The following is a 16274-nucleotide window of genomic DNA, read 5'->3' as shown; positions in this document are numbered from 1 at the left end:
ACGAGTTCCATCAAGGAGGTATGCACCGTGCCGGGGAACGGGTTGTGGCGCACCAAGTCGATCGAGCAGTCCATTGCCGATACGGACGAGCCGGGTACCAAGCTCCGCAAGGACCTGACGGCCTGGGACCTCACGGTCTTCGGTGTCGCGGTCGTCATCGGTGCCGGCATCTTCACGCTCACGGCGAGCACCGCCGGGAACATCGCGGGGCCCTCGGTCTCGCTGTCGTTCGTGCTGGCGGCGATCGCCTGTGCGCTGGCCGCGTTGTGCTACGCCGAGTTCGCCTCGACGGTGCCGGTCGCGGGTAGCGCCTACACGTTCTCGTACGCGACGTTCGGCGAGTTCGCGGCGTGGATCATCGGCTGGGACCTGGTCCTGGAGTTCGCGGTCGGGTCGGCCGCGGTCGCCAAGGGGTGGTCGGCCTACCTCCAGACGACGCTGGGGTTGTTCGGCCTCGACGTGAAGACCGAGGTCGGCGACGGCATCAAGTTCGACTGGGGCGCTGTGCTCCTGGTCGGCGTGCTCACCGTCCTCCTGGTCGTCGGCACGAAGCTGAGCTCGCGGGTCAGCGCGGTCATCACGGCCATCAAGGTCGCGGTGGTGCTGCTGGTGATCGTGCTCGGCATCAGCTACATCAAGGCCGAGAACTACTCGCCGTTCATCCCGCCCGCCGCCGAGAGCGGTCCCGCCGCGCACACCGGCATCGAGCAGTCGCTGTTCTCGCTGATCACCGGGTACTCGGGCAGCACCTACGGCGTGCTCGGCATGCTGGCCGCGGCGAGCATCGTGTTCTTCGCGTTCATCGGGTTCGACGTCGTGGCCACCACGGCGGAGGAGACGAAGAACCCGCAGAAGGCCGTGCCGCGCGGCATCCTCGGCTCGCTCGCGATCGTCACGGTGCTGTACGTCGCGGTCACGCTGGTGATCACCGGCATGGTGCCCTACAAGGAGCTCGCGACCCAGCCGGACGGCACGCGGGCGACGTTGGCCAGTGCGTTCGCGCAGAACGGGGTCGACTGGGCCGCGACGGTGATCTCGGTCGGTGCGCTCGCCGGTCTGACGACCGTGGTCATGGTCCTGATGCTCGGCCAGAGCCGCGTGCTGTTCGCGATGTCGCGCGACGGGCTGCTGCCGCGCGGGCTGGCCAAGACCGGCAGCCACGGGACGCCCACGCGCATCACGATCATCATCGGTGGGCTGGTCGCGGTCGCCGCCGGGTTCTTCCCGGCCGGCAAGCTCGAAGAGATGGTGAACGTCGGCACGCTGTTCGCGTTCATCCTGGTCTCGGCCGGCGTGATGGTGCTGCGCAAGACGCGGCCGGACCTCGAGCGCGGGTTCCGCGTGCCGCTCGTGCCGTTGGTGCCGATCCTCGCGATCATCGCCTGCACCTGGCTGATGCTGAACCTGACCGCGCTCACCTGGGTCCGGTTCCTCATCTGGATGGCACTCGGCGTGGTCGTCTACTTCGTCTACAGCCGGCGCAACTCCGTGCTCGGCAAGCAGGGTGAACGAGCAGGAAAGTCCGAGAGCACCAACTAATCTGCGCACCATGGAAAACGCACGGTGGCTCTCCGAGGAGGAGGGCAGCGCCTGGCACCACTTCGTCCAGGCGTACCACCTCCTCGAGAGGCAGATCGAACAGCAGTTGCAGCGCGACGCGGGTCTCTCGCACGCGCAGTACAACGTGCTGGTCGTGCTCGCCGAGCGACCGGGCAACCGCATGCGCATGACCGAACTGGCGCGCAGGGTCGTCGTGTCCAAGAGCTCGCTGACCTACCAGATCGGGAAGCTCGAGAAGGCGGGACTCGTGCGGCGCGAACCGCACGAGTCCGACGAGCGCGGCATCCTCGCCGTGCTCACCGATGCGGGCAGGGAGCTGCTGGCCGCGGCCGCTCCCGGCCACGTCACCACGGTGCGCGAGTACCTGATCGACCTCTTCACGCCGGAGCAGCTCGCGCAGCTGGGGGCGTTCATGCAGACCGTGCACGAGAAGGCGGACGACTAGGTCCTAGAGCGTCAGCAGGTCGTTCTCGTCCAGCCACGCGGCCACGTCGTCAGGTCCGTGCCGGGTCACGTCGAACTCGAAGACGGGCAGAACCGACTTCGCCGCGAGCGCGCGGAGCTGGTGCTGCTCCTCGACGAACGGCTCCAGCGACACGTACTGCTTCGGGTTCGCGCTGATCTTCAGCCGTTCTTCGCGGGCCTCCTCGAACGTCTCCTCCGGCCGCGTGCACAGCACGATCGCGAAGTTCAGCGGCTTCAGCCGTTCCTCCAGCCAGCCGAAGTCGAACTCCCGCCCCTGCCGGGCCTGGTGGGCGAGTGTGGACAGGTGGAACCGGTCGACGATCCACGAGTAGTACCGCTGGAGCTCGAACATCCGCACCCACGTCTCGTAGGTCTCCATCGCGTGCGCGGTCTCCTCCGGCGCGAAGTCGATGAGCCCGCGGCCCCACGGTTCGTTGCTGAACCCGCTCCACTCGGCCGAGATCAACGGTGAGTGGTAGCGGTACCGGCGGTGGCCGACCAGACGCGGGTGCTCGTTCAGCGCGAACGCCAGGTCCGTCTTGCCGGTCAGCCTGGTGCCTTCGAGGATCACCTTGGGCGTGAGCTTCATGATGGCAAGCTAACCCCGTGATCCTGTGTCTCGACGTCGGTTCCACCTGGACCAAGGCCGCGCTCGTCAGCGACGAGGGCGAACTGGTCAGGACCGGCCAGCACCCCACCACGCCGCCCGAGGTGTTGCACGGCATCGACGCGTTGCGCACCGAGGTCGGCGACGGCGAGGTCCTCGCGTGCTCGTCGGCGGGCGGTGGGCTGCGGCTTGCGGTCGTCGGCCAGGAACGCGTCGTCAGCGCCGAGGCCGGGTACCGGGTCGCTTTGAGCGCAGGCGCCAAGGTCGTGCACGTCAGCGCGGGCCCCGTGGACGTGCGGGCGTTGCGCGCCGCCGAACCCGACCTGGTCCTGCTGGTCGGTGGGACGGACGGCGGTGACCAGAAGGTCCTGCTGCACAACGCCGCGAAACTCGCCCGCGTCGCCGTGCCGATCGTGCTGGCGGGCAACGTCGAGGCGCAGCCGGAAGCGTTGGCGTTGCTGGGGAGGCGCACGGTGGTCGCGTGCCCGAACGTGCTGCCCGACGTCGGCCGGCTCGCCCCGGAACCGGCCCGCAGGGCGATCCGCTCGGCGTTCCTCCAGCACGTGATCGGTGGCAAGGGACTGTCGCGCGGCCAGCGGTTCCGCCGGCTCGTCCGCGCCGTGACGCCCGATGCCGTGCTGGCCGGTGTTTCCCGGCTGGCACACCAGGACCGGGAAGGCGCGGTGCTCGTCGTCGACGTCGGCGGCGCGACCACGGACGTGTACTCGGCGGTGTCCACGGTGGACAGTGAGGGGCTGGAGAGGACGGTCGCGCTGCCGCCGGACCGCCGCACCGTCGAGGGCGACCTCGGCATGCGCTGGTCGGCACCGGGCGTCGTCAAGGAGGCGCTCGTGGAACGGCTCACCACCGAGGACCTGACCGCGGAGGCCTGGTACCGGGCCGAGAACGTGGGCTGGATCGCGGAAGACCCGACCGTGGACCTGAAGCTCGCGTCGTTCGCGGCGATCCTGGCCGTGCGCAGGCACCTCCGGCAGGTCGACGGTCAGCTCGGACCGCACGGCGCGGGGCTGCTGGTGTTGTCGGGCGGGGTCTTCCGGCACGCGCAGGACATCTCGCCGGTCGTCGAGGCTCTGCGTGACGACCCGGTGTTGCGACCGGTGCTGCGGACCGCCGAGATCACCGTCGACCGCGACTACGTGCTGGCACCGGTGGGCCTGCTCGCCGAGTCGGGGCGGCTCGAAGCCGCCGACCGACTCGCGAAACGGCTGGGTTAGGCGCTTTCCTCGTCGTCCACGAACTCGAGGAGGTCTCCGGGCTGGCACTCCAGCACCCGGCACATGGCCTCCAGGGTGCTGAACCGCACGGCTTTCGCGCGTCCGTTCTTCAGCACGGCGACGTTGGCGGGGGTCAGCCCGACCTTCTCCGCGAACTCGCCGACGCTCATCTTGCGCTTGGCCAGTTCGACGTCGATGCGCACGACGATGGCCATCAGATCACCGCTTCCATGTCGGAACGCAGGTCGGTGGCGCGCCGCAGCAGCGCCCGCATCACGATCATCACCAGCCCCACCACGGTGACCCCGGTCGTCATCAGGAACAACAACATCGGCAGTCCGGGGTCGTCCGCGTTGAAGCCGACCCACAGGAACACGCCGACGAGCACGACCCACCCGGCCGCGATCGCCCACACCATCACGTTGACCCACTTCAGCGCACCTTCGGTGAAGATCAGATCCTTGCGCACCAAAGTCAGCAGCTTCCACGTGGCCACCACCACGACCTGCACGCAGACCACCCAGAACACCGTGATGATCGTCGCGGGCCACCTCAGGTGGGCGTCGTTCGGGTTCTCCTGAGCCATGTGGGCGAACTGGCCCGGCAGTGACATCGTCTCGAAGACGACCAGGATCCCGAACAGGACCACCAGGAAGACCCGCAGAGCCGTCACGGCCCAACGTTCAGCAATCATGCATCGAGTATCGGTAGTGATCTATCGAAAGTCAATCGGTAGTGATCGTGTTGCAACAGGTCTCTACAGTGATCGCGTGGGACTGCGCGAGCGCAAGAAGACCGAGACCCGAGCGGCGCTGTCGGCCGCGGCGCTGAGACTCGCCCTGGAGAAGGGCGTGGACGAGGTGCGGGTGGACGAGATCGCCGAGGCGGCGAACGTCTCACCGCGCACCTACAACAACTACTTCCCGAGCCGCGAGCACGCGATCGTCGCGGGCATCACGGCTTCCCGAGCGCTCGAGGTCGCCGAAGCCCTGCGCTCACGCCCGCACGACGAGCCGCTGGTCGAGTCGATCATCGCCGCGTTCGCCGAGCAGTACCGCGAACCCCCGATCGAGGCGCTGGCCCTGATCACCTCGACCCCGGCCCTGCGCGAGGCCTACCTGGACTCGGTGACGTCGCTCGAACCCCCGATCGTCGAGGTGATCGCCGCACGCCTGGGCACGTCGGAACGGGGTGCCGAGGTGCTGGCCGCCGCCGTCTCCGCGGCGGCGCGCCTGGCCGTGCAACGCTGGGTCGACCTGCGCCCGTCCGGCCTCGTGGTGGTCGGCACCGCGTCCGTCGAGGACCACCTGCGCGAGGCGATCGGTCACCTCGCGCCCGTCCTCAGGTGAGCTCGTCCTTCAGCACGCACATCAGCAACGCGTCGTGCCACTCGCCGTCGCGGAAGAACGACTGCCGGAACCGCCCGTCGACCTGGAACCCGACCTTCTCGTAGGACTTGATCGCCCGCTCGTTGGCCTCCACGACCCCGAGCTCGATCGAGTGCAGCCGCATCGTGTCGAACCCGTACCGGCACACCGTCCGCAACGCGTCGGTGCCGAACCCGCCGCCCCAGTGGTCCTTCTCGCCGATGTAGATGTCGACCTCGGCGCGGGCGTTGATCGGATCCGCGTCGCGCAGCGCCACGATCCCGATGAGCTTGCCGTCGCGCAACGTCTCGATGCACAAGGTGACCTTCTCGTACGAGTTCTCCTGCCGGTCGGCGATGCGTTTGCGCGTCGACGCGAGCGACGAGTGGTAGTAGCTCTGCAGCCACCGCATCACTTCGTCGTCGTTGTGCCAGCGGTTGATCGCATCGGCGTCCTCGGGCTCGACGGGCCGCAGTCGGACGAGCTCACCAGTCAGCATGATCAGGAGACTAGGAGCTGCCGAACGCGTCCCGCGACCGGGTTTCCGGCTTGCGCGCGAACGGCAGCGCCGGTGACTCCGGCGCGTCCACCTGCAACAGCCCCGCCGCGACCGCCACCGCCCGGTCCCACTCCGGGTCCGACGTGTAGTCCGCGTGCCCCGACACCCCCGACCGCCACCGCCGGCCGGGGAACGGCCCCCGCTGGGGGTCCGGCAACCAGTGGTCACCGCCCAGCACGAGAGCCCCGGTCGGCCCGCGCAACGCCGGTGCCAGCGCGCCCTCCGAGCCGTCCTCCCGGTAGCCGACGCCGAGCAACATGCCGTCGAACACCTGACGCCGCCACGTCGTCACCGCGCCGCCCAACGGGTCCGTGCCCCGGCACAACGCGCGCCACCGTCCGTCCAGCCCGCCGGCCAGCCGGGCCAGCGACGCGTGCGGCACCACGGCCGGGAACGCGCGCGGGTAGGCCCACTGCAGCTGCGAACCGGCGGTCACCAGCCCGATCCGTTCGCGGTCGTGCGCGGGCAGGTCCTCCAGCAACCGCGCGGCGGCCACGGCGACCAGCAGCGAACCCTGCGAGTGCCCGCAGAGCACGACGCGGGTACCGGGGTCGCGCAGGTGGTCCTGCACGCGGGCGACGAGTTCCGGCACGACCTTCAGGGCGTAGCAGGGTGGCACGATCGGGTGGGCTTCGCGCGGCCAGAACTGCGCGATGTCCGCGATGATCCCGAGCCGCCGTCCTGACTCCGGCTGCCGCGCTGCCAGGTAGACGGCGCGCAGCAACGACACGGCGAGCAGACCGAGCACGAACACGCCGAAAGCCGAGAAGGGCGCGGTCCAGGACGCCAGCGGCACGTTCCGCAGTCGCAGCAACGAGGCCAGCACGGCGCCCACCACCAGCACGCCCGCCACGACCATGATCATGCGGTGACCGTGGTTGCGTTCCCAGCGCGCCCACCACCACGCACGGGTCGCGGCACGGAGGTCGCGCATCCGTCCGGAATGCAGCAACGACGCCTCACGCGCCCACACCTTGCCCTTGCGGAACGCCCGCCACCGCACGGCACCGGTGAACGACACCACCGCGAACGTGCTCAGCAGCGCCAGCACCCCCGCCACACCCCACAGGAGGGTGATGTAGCGGTATCCCTCCGGCAGCGCGAGCCCGTCACCCAGCGCCTTCTGCACCGGCAACGCCACGCCCGCGCCGAACCCGCCGCCGAGCAGCCCGGCGATCGCCAGCACGGGAGCCGAGAACCAGCCACCCGCCCACGGCCGGAGTTCGCGCGGCAACGACAGCCACGTGCGCCGGGCCAGCAGGGCCGCGGGCACCAGCAGCAGCCCGAACAGCACCAGCACGAACGCCATCAGCAACGCCACGACCTGCACGGTCACGTCCGCGCCCGGCACCCGCAACGGGATCTGCTCCTGCAAGCCCAGCGTCGTCAGCACCAGCAGCACCGAGAGGACCAGCAACACCCGCCGGGGCTTGCGTCCCAACGCTGCTCGCAACCACCGCCCGCCACGATGAGGCGCACCGCCCGTGGGGTCGTCCAGCAGCAGTACACCCAGCACGGACACACCGATCAGCACGAGCGACACGAACCAGGCCACCGTGATCGCCACGCCCATCCCGCCGGTCGCGGTGAGCTGCTTGAGCGGTCCGCCCAACGCGATCAGCGCCGCCACCGCCAACGCCGCCACGACGTGCAACGACCGCAACGCCGGCGTGTCCGGGTCGGTCGCGACGTGCGCGCCGGGCAGTCCGGACGAGGGCTGCTTCTCCTGCTCCTCGGCCTCGGCGATCTCCCGCCGTTCGATCCGCCACTCGACGTGCGAGATGCGCCGCATCACGGCGACCACCACGAGGATCGGCAGAAGTCCCAGGAACGCCCGGAACCACGGGAAAGCGCGCACGTCGTCCGGGATGCTGGTCAGGCACGCGGTGCCGGGACGCAGGCACTGGGCCGCGAGCAGGTCGAGGCTGACCACGGAGATCTGTGCGACCAGCAACGCCGTCAGCAGCAGTGCGAACACCCGCAACAACGACCGCAGGCCGATGCCCAGCAGGTGGGCCGGGAGGTTCCGCTCGGGGACGGGAGGGAGCATCCAGTGCGCGACGTTCGCGATGCTGAAGGGGAAGAGCAACGCCCAAGTGGCCTTGGCCACACCTCCGGACGTCATTCCACCCCACAGGTACCCCTCCACCACGCGGGGGATGGGCCGTCCGTCGGTCTGCAGCACAGGTCCGGGCGCTGGTCTGCGGAGCCGGTCAGCCGGGCGCACGATGCGCCCGAGTCCGTCTCCCGCAACGTCCACGGCCGCAACGGCGTCGACCAGCGTCTGCGGCGTCGTTCCTTGAACGCCGTGCACGCGCAGTTCGACGACACGTGTGTCCGGGCCGGCAATCAACACCCGAGACCTCCCTCACCCAACGTGGGGGCCATAGTGGTGCATCGGAGGGCGGTATGGTCGGACGACACCCTCTCTGAAGTGCCTTGGAGGACTTCGCAATGACCGCGGACCGCTTGCAGACCCGCAACGGCATCGACTTCGCAGTGGCCGACCTGTCACTCCACGAGTTCGGTCGCAAGGAGATCCGTCTGGCCGAGCACGAGATGCCCGGCTTGATGGCGTTCCGGCGCGAGTACTCCGGGGTGTACCCGCTCAAGGGTGCTCGGATCTCCGGCTCGCTGCACATGACGATCCAGACGGCCGTTCTCATCGAGACCCTGGTCGACCTGGGCGCCGAGGTGCGCTGGGCCTCCTGCAACATCTTCTCGACGCAGGACCACGCGGCCGCCGCCGTCGTCGTCGGCCCCCACGGCACCGAGGAGGAGCCCAAGGGCATCGCCTGCTTCGCGTGGAAGGGCGAGACCCTGCCGGAGTACTGGTGGACGGCCGAGCAGATGCTCACCTGGCCGGACGGCAAGGGCCCGAACATGATCCTGGACGACGGTGGCGACGCCACCCTGCTCGTCCACAAGGGCGTCCAGTACGAGGCGGCCGGGGTCGTCCCCGCGGCGTCCGAGGATGACTCGGAAGAGTGGACCATCGTCCTCGACACGCTGCGCGCGTCGCTCGAGAAGGACGGCAAGAAGTGGACGAACATCGCCGAGGGCATCCGCGGCGTCACCGAGGAGACCACGACGGGCGTCATGCGCCTGTACCAGCTGGCCGCCGCCGGTGAGCTGCTCTTCCCGGCCATCAACGTCAACGACGCCGTCACCAAGTCGAAGTTCGACAACCGCTACGGCATCCGCCACTCGCTCGTCGACGGCCTCAACCGCGGCACCGACGTCCTGATCGGCGGCAAGGTCGCGGTCGTCTGCGGCTACGGCGACGTCGGCAAGGGCTCGGCCGAGTCGCTGCGCTCGCAGGGCGCCCGCGTCATCGTCACCGAGATCGACCCGATCTGCGCCCTGCAGGCCGCCATGGACGGCTACCAGGTCGCGAAGCTCGAGTCGGTCCTGCCGATCGCGGACATCGTGATCACGACGACGGGCAACAAGGACGTCGTCACCGTCGAGCACATGGCCCAGATGAAGCACCAGGCGATCCTGGGCAACGTCGGCCACTTCGACAACGAGCTCGACATGGCGGGCCTGGCCCGTTACCCCGGCATCCGCAAGAACAACATCAAGCCGCAGGTCGACGAGTGGGTCTTCCCGTCGGGCCGCACGATCATCGTGCTGTCCGAGGGCCGCCTGATGAACCTGGGCAACGCGACGGGCCACCCGTCGTTCGTCATGTCGAACTCCTTCTCCAACCAGGTGATCGCGCAGATCGAGCTGTTCACCAAGCACAAGGAGTACGACAACGAGGTCTACCGCCTGCCCAAGGTGCTCGACGAGAAGGTCGCGCGCATCCACCTGGAGGCGCTGGGCGGCGAGCTGACCAAGCTCACCAAGGAGCAGGCCGAGTACATCGACGTCGACGTCGAGGGCCCGTTCAAGCCGGAGCACTACCGCTACTGAGTTCGTTCGTCCGACGAGCCCCCGCCGCTGCGGGGGCTCGTCGTCGTTCTGAGGGAGACCGAAGGTGTTCGACCGTTTCTCGGCCGCCTACCCGCTGGACGCGGGCGAGTCGTCACCACCGGCGGACGTCGGGCCGTTGCGGCAGGTGCCGGGTCTCGCCGAGCTGGTCGCGCTGGCGGCCGGTCTCTCGTTCGGCGACGGCGTCCTCCGCGTGTTCACCGACGACCAGGCCCGCCGCGCCCAGGCGCTGGCGAACCTGATGTGACCGGAGCTCGCGCCGCGCACCCGCCCGTTCGCGCAGGACTGGACGGGCCGCCAGTACGTCCTCGACCTGCACAGCGGCGCGTCGGTGCTGCTGCTCGACCCCGGCGCCGCCCAGGTCCTCAGCCTCGACGGCACCATCCCGGACCTGCTCGACGAGTACGCGCTCGAAGACCCGGCCACCTTCCTCGCCCAGCACCTGTTCACGCCCTGGCGAGCGGCGCACCCGCAGCGGGAGCCGCTGGGGTCGTGCGTGGGTTACCGGCGACCGCTGTTCCTCGGCGGAACCGACGCCGTGGAGAATCTGGAGGTGGTGGACGAAGAGGTCTACTGGTCGGTCCACGGACAGCTGTGGGCCAAGGTCAAGGATCTCCCGGACGGCACGCCGGTCAGCGGCGTCGACATCAGCTGAGAGGACTGGCGACAGTGGGTTTCTTCGGCACCTTCGCCTACGAGAACGGTTCCTGGAAGACGCTGTCCGAGGGCGAACTGCCGCCGCTCGCGGAGCCGTCGCTCTGGATCGACGTCCACGACAGCGACATCACCTCGGTCGTCTACGCCCCGGCGGGCCCCGGTTCCGGCGTCGCCTACCTGGGCCTGACGCCGCGCACGTACTTCGAGAACCCGAACGCCTCCGATCCGACCGACGTGCTGCGCGAGGCCGCGGGCCTCGCCGCCTGGTGGGGTGAGCTCAACCCCGGCGGCGACGTGCCGTCCATGCAGGCCGAGCTGCTGCAGTACCTGGCGGAGGACGAGGACCCCCACGGCTTCGAGTGGGACGAGTCCGAGGACGTCGACGAGATCGACGACGGCGAGGTGTTCGTCGAGGTGAAGACCCGCCGCTTCCTGACCGCGCTGGGGCTGCCGCTGCCCGCCGAGCTCAGCTGATGACTTCCACCTCGCGCAGGTGCGGGAAGTCCGACGGGATCAGCCCACCGTGGTCGAGATAAGCGGCCAGGACTGAACGAACGACGTCGACAGCGACCTCGTAGCTCGCGGGAATCAACGTTTCTTGACCTTGGAAGTCATAGATCACCTCGCCTGCGGCACCCGGATCGCCTTGGGTCGCCCGCACGTCATCCTCCCCACTGATGCGGACGTACCCCCGCTCGCCACCGATGCCCGCGTTGACGGTGGGAAAACCGTAAGGGTCCTCGGCGATGGACACCTCGACCAGCGAAGGACGAGGCTGGGAATGGGAACGCTTGCTCACGCGGTCGATGAATGCGGTCAGCTCTGCCTGCGTGGACACGATGACTGCGGGATCACCGGCGCCGAGGTCGTTGTCCGGTTTCTGGTCGTACCAGATCTCTAGCGTTGCCAAGGCGGCCGCTTCCCTCCTGTGAACGTCTTCCGGTAGTTCGGCCCGTACACGGTCAGGGTGCATCCCGTGGGCAGAAGCACCGGCAACAGGTTGTCACAGCCCCACTTCATGCGGCACGGCGTGTAGTTGATCACCACGGTCGCGTGCCTGACGTTCTCCCGCCGCATTCGCACGGCGAGTTTGGTCTCCACGTGGGTGATGGTGATGGGCGGGCCCTTTTCCGGGAACTGCGTTTCCTGCAGGACACGCCAGACCACCGCGGAGTCGGCGTCCTCGCCGCTCACGACAGAACGTGCCTCTTCGCCGACGGAGGTGAACCATCGCCCGTGAGTCTTCTGCCCGCTACCTGACTGGACAGGAGCAGGCAACTGGCTGCGCAGGGTGTCGACTCGCTCAGAAACACTCGGCGAGGGCGGGTGTGGTGGTTCCTCCCCGGTGATGCCGTTGCGGCGCAGGTAGGAGCGGATCTCGTCGGCGATGGTCGCGAGCGTGGATATCTGACCTTCCGGCTCGGAGATCCCCTCGACCACGCGGGTGAGCCACGCGCAAACCTGTTCGACGTCTGAGTGGTTGCTGCCCGTGCCGGTAACGTTCAGAATCTGCCGAGCTTGGCTGGCGAGCTCGGACGCCTCGTGGTGCGCGGCGATCGACTGGTCGATCTTGTCCAGCACCTGGCGCAGGACGTCACCCACTTCGCCGAGTGACGCCACACCGATCCCCTCAGTTGACGAATGCCTTCCAGGCCTCGACGCTGAACGCCAGCTCGGGGCCTGCGGTGTTCTTCGAGTCGCGAACGCGCACAGCTTGGCCGAACGTCACCTCGACGCAGTTGTCGTCGATCGCGTCGCCACCGCTGTAACTGCTCTTACGCCAAGTGCAGTCTCCGGTCACCGAGGCCCTCCCGCGATCGACTGGCGAGGTCCGCCACCACCGATCGCGATTGTTCCTCACTCAGTGCGAGCGCGTCCAGGCGCGCGAAGATCGACTTGCAGCGCTTGACCCCGATGTCGTCCTGCACGAACACCTTCGCCAGGTCCGAGTGCGTGTAGGCGACGCTGCCGCGTTTCTCGTACTCCCAGAGAACGTAGTTGGCGAGCAGGACGCCCGCCGGTCCACTCGCCGCAGGCACGATCCGAATGACGTGCGTGTGGAAGAGAAGGCGCATGAGCTGCTCCTCCATCACCTCGTCATTGCCGACCTTGAGTCGAAGAGCGTTCTCATGGACGTAGAAGACGCACTGCGGCCGGTCGTGCCGCCGCAGGATCGCCTGCCGCTCGATACGGAAACGGACAGCGGCTTCGATCATGTCCTGACTCAGCACGCCGCGAGCGACGTACAGCGCGGTCGCGTACTCCTCGGTCTGCAGCAAGCCGGGTATGTAGGTCAGGTCGTAGCTGGTGATCTTCTCCGCCGTCGATTCGGCCATGGCCATCGTGCGCAGGCTGTCGGGGACCTGGACGACATAGGTGTCGAAGGCGGAGCGGTACCGCTCCAGGAAGTTCTCGATGAAGGACTGCGGGCGGCCGCACCGCCCCAGGTACTGGATGATGTCGATCTCGCTCGCCCGCACCTTGCCGTGCTCGATGTTCGAGACCTTCCCCGGATCCCACCCGAGCATCCGGGCTATCTTCCGCCCACGGAAGGTCGTCCACTGCTCGCGGATCTGGCGCAGCTCGTCCCCGAGGTCACGGCTGTACGGGGTGGACGGATCACCGTTCATGCGGTCTGACGTTAGGCGTTGGAGACCGAACAACATCGTGCCCAAACGGGTGGAATTGCGTTGACGTGCGGGTTTTACTGGCGGGGTGCGGACGACCATCATCAAGAGAACCCTGCGCGTGCCCACTTCGGACGGTGCGCCGGGAGACGGTGCCGCCGTCGCGCGCCAGTTGGACGCCGCGCTGCTCCGGTCGGGCTTCAAGGCCTCTCGTGACCTGCTCGAACACGTCTCTGGCCTCCACGACGCCGAGGAGTTCGCCGGCGACACCGTGCGCGCGGTCAAGGAGCTGATCGGGGCGCGCGGGCAGCACAACCCGTACTTCAAGGAGTTCCCGCACAACGTGCCGGACACGCTCGCCTTCTGGTGGGAGTGCGTGCGCGACGCGGTGGAGCAGGGCGTCGAGCCCACGGGCAACCTGCTCGACCTGCCCGGGTACGGGCGCGTCCAGCACACCTACGAGGAGATGCTCGCGGCGCACGATGACCTGGTCCCGTCGCTGAAGGACCGCGTCACGGTCGTGCGCCTCGGTGGCACGCTCGAAGAAGAAGTGCAGCGGTTGTTCGAAGAACTCGCCACGAGCCCGATCCCGTTGGCGGAGAACGACAGGGCGTTGCTGGGCGAGCTCGCCGTGCTGGCCGAGGACGTCGAACTCGACGTGCCCGTGCGGGAGAACCGCGCGATCCTCAACGCCGCACGGCTCGTCGCGCAGCGGCCGTTGCAGGACGTCGACACCGTCACCGACGTGCTGCGGCTCGCGGCCGAGGCGTCCGGGGGAGACGTGACGCTCGAGGAGCCGACGCGGTTCCGGTCGTTCCGCCGTCCTGAGCGCAGGGCGTTGCTGCGGGCGCTGAACGAGGTCGCGGAGAGCAAGCTCGGTGACGTCAACCAGCACCGCGAGGCGTGGAAGCGCCTCGGCGAGCGGCTGCACCCGCACGAGTACCCGTTCGAACGGGCGCAGGACGTGTTCGCGGTGGCGCGCAAGGAGAAGGTCGCGCGGTCGTTCGCCGGGCAGGTCGAGCTGGCCTTCGCCGACGGTGACACCGACCGTGCCGCGCGCATCCTCGCCAACGCGCCCGGACTGCTGCTGCGCCAGCTCGACCGGTTGCTCCGCAACGGTGCCGCGGACCTCCCGGCGCGGGTCGGGGAGGCGGTGCCGCAGGTGTCGAGCCGCGTGCTGATCTCGGTGCTGGAGCACCTGTCGAACCGATCGGCGCCCGACACCGCCCGCGTCTTCGCGACCCGTGCCCGCCGCGTGTGGATCGCCGACGACGACCGCGCGCCGCTCGACCCCGCCCAGGTCGCGCCGATCGTCGAGGTGGTCGAGGACGAGCTGGTCCGCAGGCTGCCCGAGCACTCCGCACTGCACGTGGACGACGAGGTGCTCGACGTCGTCGTGCCCGTGTCCGGGACGGAGGAGGGCTTCGGCGTGCTCCCGCGCGGTTCGAAGCTCACGTTCGAGGGCGACGTGCTGCGGTTCTTCGTGCACTGGCGCCAGCAGGCCAAGCGCACCGACTACGACCTGTCCGCCGTGCTGCTCAACGAGAAGTTCGAGTACCAGGGCCAGGTGTCGTGGACGCAGCTCAAGGACGGCGGCGCGGTCCACTCGGGCGACGTCACGGACGCCTCGGCCGGTGCCACCGAGTTCGTCGACGTGCACCGGTTGAGGACGAACGCCAGGTACGTGGTGCCGCAGGTGAACATCTACTCGGGCGAGGGGTTCGACGACGTCGCCGAGTCGATGTTCGGGTTCATGACCCGCGACCTCGACCAGATGGGCAAGCCGTTCGAGCCGAGCACGGTGCGCGCGCGTTCTTCCCTGCGCGGCAAGGGGAAGGTCGCGCTGCCGGTGATGTTCGAACGGGAGGGCGACACCTGGTTCGGCACCTGGCTGCACCTCTACCTGCGCGGCTCGGCGTGGGGCAACCGGGTCGAGGAGAACCGCGACGTCGTCAAGCTGATCGCCGCGGCGGCGTTGCGGCGCAGGTACTTCACCGTGACGAGGGTGCGTGACCTGTTCGCGCGCATGGGATCCACAGTGGACGCTCCGGCGATCAGGATCGGGCTGGCGCAGGACGAGACCGGCGCCGTCACGACGGTGGCGGAACTCGGGAAACTGCTGTCGGACTGACCCGGATCACTGCTACCGTGGCGAACGCGAGGCCATGAGAGGGCTTCCTCCTAAATCCGGAACCGGAATGCTCTTCGGAGCGCCGGTCTCTAGCCCTCTCGCTCTCCTCGCCCCAGCTTCGCAGGCCTCAGGTCCACTCGACGGCGATGCCCGCGATCCCCGGCCCGACGTCGCCGAAGTAGGCGCTCACGACGCCGCCGAGCCCGCACACCAGCTCGTCGACGTCGACCGGCGTCGCGTCAGCCGAGGCCAGGAACTGCTTCATGCAGCGCGCGGGCATCGCGCGCCGGTGGAACGACAGCTGCACGAGGTACGAGCCGCAGCGGTCGCGGAAAGTCCGGTGGTGGCCCGGCGTCGCGTTGCCGGTGTCGTCGACGATCGTGAAGCTGAAGACGTGCTCCTCGCCCGCCGCGAGCCGCCGGTCGAACAGCATCTCCACGGCGAGGTTGCGGGAAGCGCTTTCCCGGCGCAGGCGTCCCTGCCGGCAGCCTTCGCCGGCTCTCACCATCGCGTTCTCGATCAACGAGCCCTCGTCGCCGTGGTGCATCGCCAGGTACCTGTCCGGGCCCTGTCGGGTCGCGCGCACGACCAACCGCGTGGTGATGGACCGCTGTTCGCGGTGCATGCCTATCTGGACGGTGTCGTGCACCGAGAGGACTTCGAGGTCGGCGTTGCCCCGCGCGGCCTCCGGGACGGAGTCGAACGTCGCGAGCAACGGCGCGGGCTCCGGCCAGGTCGCGACGGGACGCGGTGCGTACGTGTTGGCGTTGCGCGGGCCGATGAGGTCCAACAAGGACGACGGCGGTAGGCGCAGCACGGACTCCAGCGCGCGCACCGTCGTGATGGCCCGCGGGACCTCGGGATGGCGCAGACCGCGTTGCCAGTACGAGAGCGTCGACTGGCCCACTTGGACACCCAGCTGCTCGAGATGTGCGCGCAGCCGGGCCAGCGAGAGGCCCCGGTGGGCGATCGCCTCGCGCAGTGCGCGGTGGAAAGGCCCGTAGCGCAGCGTCTCGGCGAGAGGGGTCGGCAGACCCCCGGTCGGGTTACCGATCGGCTCGTCGACCGATCCGGCGTGCCCGGAATCCGCGGCCACCGCGGCACCTACCCTTCACACACGCGCCGTGTGA

Annotated in this window: 19 protein-coding genes; 9 read left to right on the top strand and 10 right to left on the bottom strand. The window is 68.8% G+C overall.

Annotation, left to right across the window (positions count from 1 at the left end; genetic code table 11):
• The first annotated feature begins 27 nt into the window (after positions 1-27).
• Both QSK25_RS32550 and QSK25_RS32545 read left to right on the top strand, forming a co-directional pair.
• A complete protein-coding gene (locus QSK25_RS32550) occupies positions 28-1539 on the top strand; it encodes an amino acid permease (protein WP_285643974.1) in 1512 nt (503 codons plus the stop codon).
• A gap of 10 nt (positions 1540-1549) precedes the next feature.
• Positions 1550-2005 (top strand): MarR family winged helix-turn-helix transcriptional regulator, encoded by a 456-nt coding sequence (locus QSK25_RS32545; RefSeq protein WP_285643973.1) that lies wholly within the window; start codon positions 1550-1552, stop codon positions 2003-2005.
• A 3-nt stretch (positions 2006-2008) separates the two neighbouring features.
• Here QSK25_RS32545 and QSK25_RS32540 read toward each other — a convergent pair whose 3' ends face one another.
• The gene (locus QSK25_RS32540; protein WP_285643972.1) at positions 2009-2614 is read right to left on the bottom strand and encodes a hypothetical protein; all 606 of its coding nucleotides are present in this window, start codon (positions 2612-2614) and stop codon (positions 2009-2011) included.
• Between the two features lie 17 nt (positions 2615-2631).
• Between QSK25_RS32540 and QSK25_RS32535 the strand changes: the two genes are divergently transcribed.
• On the top strand, positions 2632-3867 hold the full coding sequence (locus QSK25_RS32535; RefSeq protein WP_285643971.1) for a glutamate mutase L: 1236 nt from the start codon (positions 2632-2634) through the stop codon (positions 3865-3867).
• Here QSK25_RS32535 and QSK25_RS32530 read toward each other — a convergent pair.
• Both QSK25_RS32530 and QSK25_RS32525 read right to left on the bottom strand, forming a co-directional pair.
• Complete coding sequence (locus QSK25_RS32530) at positions 3864-4082, bottom strand: helix-turn-helix domain-containing protein (RefSeq protein WP_030476549.1); 219 nt, start codon at positions 4080-4082, stop codon at positions 3864-3866. The two genes, QSK25_RS32535 and QSK25_RS32530, sit on opposite strands and share 4 nt — an antisense overlap.
• The gene (locus tag QSK25_RS32525) at positions 4082-4561 is read right to left on the bottom strand and encodes a DUF2975 domain-containing protein (protein WP_285643969.1); all 480 of its coding nucleotides are present in this window, start codon (positions 4559-4561) and stop codon (positions 4082-4084) included. The genes QSK25_RS32530 and QSK25_RS32525 overlap by 1 nt, the downstream gene beginning before the upstream one ends.
• 76 nt (positions 4562-4637) lie before the next feature.
• Here QSK25_RS32525 and QSK25_RS32520 point away from each other — a divergent pair, with 76 nt between their 5' ends.
• Positions 4638-5216, top strand: a complete 579-nt coding sequence (locus QSK25_RS32520; RefSeq protein ID WP_285643968.1) for a TetR/AcrR family transcriptional regulator — start codon at positions 4638-4640, stop codon at positions 5214-5216.
• On the opposite strand, the gene QSK25_RS32515 is transcribed toward QSK25_RS32520, so the two are convergent.
• Both QSK25_RS32515 and QSK25_RS32510 read right to left on the bottom strand, forming a co-directional pair.
• Positions 5209-5733, bottom strand: a complete 525-nt coding sequence (locus tag QSK25_RS32515; protein WP_285643967.1) for a GNAT family N-acetyltransferase — start codon at positions 5731-5733, stop codon at positions 5209-5211. The two genes, QSK25_RS32520 and QSK25_RS32515, sit on opposite strands and share 8 nt — an antisense overlap.
• 10 nt (positions 5734-5743) lie before the next feature.
• Positions 5744-8149: a hypothetical protein gene (locus QSK25_RS32510; protein WP_285643966.1), complete on the bottom strand. Its 2406-nt coding sequence runs from the start codon at positions 8147-8149 to the stop codon at positions 5744-5746.
• A 98-nt stretch (positions 8150-8247) separates the two neighbouring features.
• Between QSK25_RS32510 and ahcY the strand changes: the two genes are divergently transcribed.
• From ahcY to QSK25_RS32490, 4 genes are all read left to right on the top strand, one after another.
• Positions 8248-9711, top strand: coding sequence for an adenosylhomocysteinase (gene ahcY / locus QSK25_RS32505; RefSeq protein ID WP_285643965.1), 1464 nt, complete (start codon positions 8248-8250; stop codon positions 9709-9711).
• A 64-nt stretch (positions 9712-9775) separates the two neighbouring features.
• Positions 9776-9976 carry a hypothetical protein gene (locus QSK25_RS32500; RefSeq protein WP_285643964.1) on the top strand — a complete coding sequence of 67 codons (201 nt, stop codon included), beginning with the start codon at positions 9776-9778 and terminating at the stop codon, positions 9974-9976.
• Positions 9977-10060: 84 nt separating this feature from the next.
• Positions 10061-10384 carry a T6SS immunity protein Tdi1 domain-containing protein gene (locus QSK25_RS32495; protein ID WP_285643963.1) on the top strand — a complete coding sequence of 108 codons (324 nt, stop codon included), beginning with the start codon at positions 10061-10063 and terminating at the stop codon, positions 10382-10384.
• A gap of 14 nt (positions 10385-10398) precedes the next feature.
• Positions 10399-10860, top strand: a complete 462-nt coding sequence (locus QSK25_RS32490; protein ID WP_285643962.1) for a hypothetical protein — start codon at positions 10399-10401, stop codon at positions 10858-10860.
• Here QSK25_RS32490 and QSK25_RS32485 read toward each other — a convergent pair.
• Genes QSK25_RS32485 through QSK25_RS32470 form a run of 4 tightly spaced genes read right to left on the bottom strand, consistent with a single transcriptional unit; the run spans position 10853 to position 13118 of the window.
• Positions 10853-11296, bottom strand: a complete 444-nt coding sequence (locus tag QSK25_RS32485) for an Imm1 family immunity protein (protein ID WP_285643961.1) — start codon at positions 11294-11296, stop codon at positions 10853-10855. The two genes, QSK25_RS32490 and QSK25_RS32485, sit on opposite strands and share 8 nt — an antisense overlap.
• On the bottom strand, positions 11284-12006 hold the full coding sequence (locus QSK25_RS32480) for a DddA-like double-stranded DNA deaminase toxin (RefSeq protein ID WP_285643960.1): 723 nt from the start codon (positions 12004-12006) through the stop codon (positions 11284-11286). Before QSK25_RS32480 ends, QSK25_RS32485 begins: the two co-directional genes overlap by 13 nt.
• A gap of 10 nt (positions 12007-12016) precedes the next feature.
• Positions 12017-12187 (bottom strand): DUF397 domain-containing protein, encoded by a 171-nt coding sequence (locus tag QSK25_RS32475; RefSeq protein ID WP_285643959.1) that lies wholly within the window; start codon positions 12185-12187, stop codon positions 12017-12019.
• The gene (locus QSK25_RS32470) at positions 12162-13118 is read right to left on the bottom strand and encodes a DUF5753 domain-containing protein (RefSeq protein ID WP_285643958.1); all 957 of its coding nucleotides are present in this window, start codon (positions 13116-13118) and stop codon (positions 12162-12164) included. The genes QSK25_RS32475 and QSK25_RS32470 overlap by 26 nt, the downstream gene beginning before the upstream one ends.
• Here QSK25_RS32470 and QSK25_RS32465 point away from each other — a divergent pair.
• A complete protein-coding gene (locus tag QSK25_RS32465; RefSeq protein ID WP_285643956.1) occupies positions 13102-15144 on the top strand; it encodes a TerD family protein in 2043 nt (680 codons plus the stop codon). The two genes, QSK25_RS32470 and QSK25_RS32465, sit on opposite strands and share 17 nt — an antisense overlap.
• Before the next feature lie 127 nt (positions 15145-15271).
• Here QSK25_RS32465 and QSK25_RS32460 read toward each other — a convergent pair whose 3' ends face one another.
• Complete coding sequence (locus QSK25_RS32460; RefSeq protein ID WP_285643955.1) at positions 15272-16240, bottom strand: hypothetical protein; 969 nt, start codon at positions 16238-16240, stop codon at positions 15272-15274.
• Positions 16241-16274 lie beyond the last annotated feature (34 nt).

This window comes from Lentzea sp. NBRC 102530 (assembly GCF_030269365.1).
Lineage (GTDB): Bacteria > Actinomycetota > Actinomycetes > Mycobacteriales > Pseudonocardiaceae > Lentzea.
Note: the sequence above shows the minus strand (reverse complement) of the source record. Positions and strands in the feature narration are given on the sequence as shown.

Bases quoted from the DNA above. Each gene is read 5' to 3' on its own strand.
- QSK25_RS32515 (WP_285643967.1), bottom strand. From the start codon at position 5,733: ATGCTGACTGGTGAGCTCGTCCGACTGCGGCCCGTCGAGCCCGAGGAC.
- ahcY (WP_285643965.1), top strand. From the start codon at position 8,248: ATGACCGCGGACCGCTTGCAGACCCGCAACGGCATCGACTTCGCAGTG.
- QSK25_RS32540 (WP_285643972.1), bottom strand. From the start codon at position 2,614: ATGAAGCTCACGCCCAAGGTGATCCTCGAAGGCACCAGGCTGACCGGC.
- QSK25_RS32545 (WP_285643973.1), top strand. From the start codon at position 1,550: ATGGAAAACGCACGGTGGCTCTCCGAGGAGGAGGGCAGCGCCTGGCAC.
- QSK25_RS32525 (WP_285643969.1), bottom strand. From the start codon at position 4,561: ATGATTGCTGAACGTTGGGCCGTGACGGCTCTGCGGGTCTTCCTGGTG.
- QSK25_RS32530 (WP_030476549.1), bottom strand. From the start codon at position 4,082: ATGGCCATCGTCGTGCGCATCGACGTCGAACTGGCCAAGCGCAAGATG.
- QSK25_RS32470 (WP_285643958.1), bottom strand. From the start codon at position 13,118: ATGATGGTCGTCCGCACCCCGCCAGTAAAACCCGCACGTCAACGCAAT.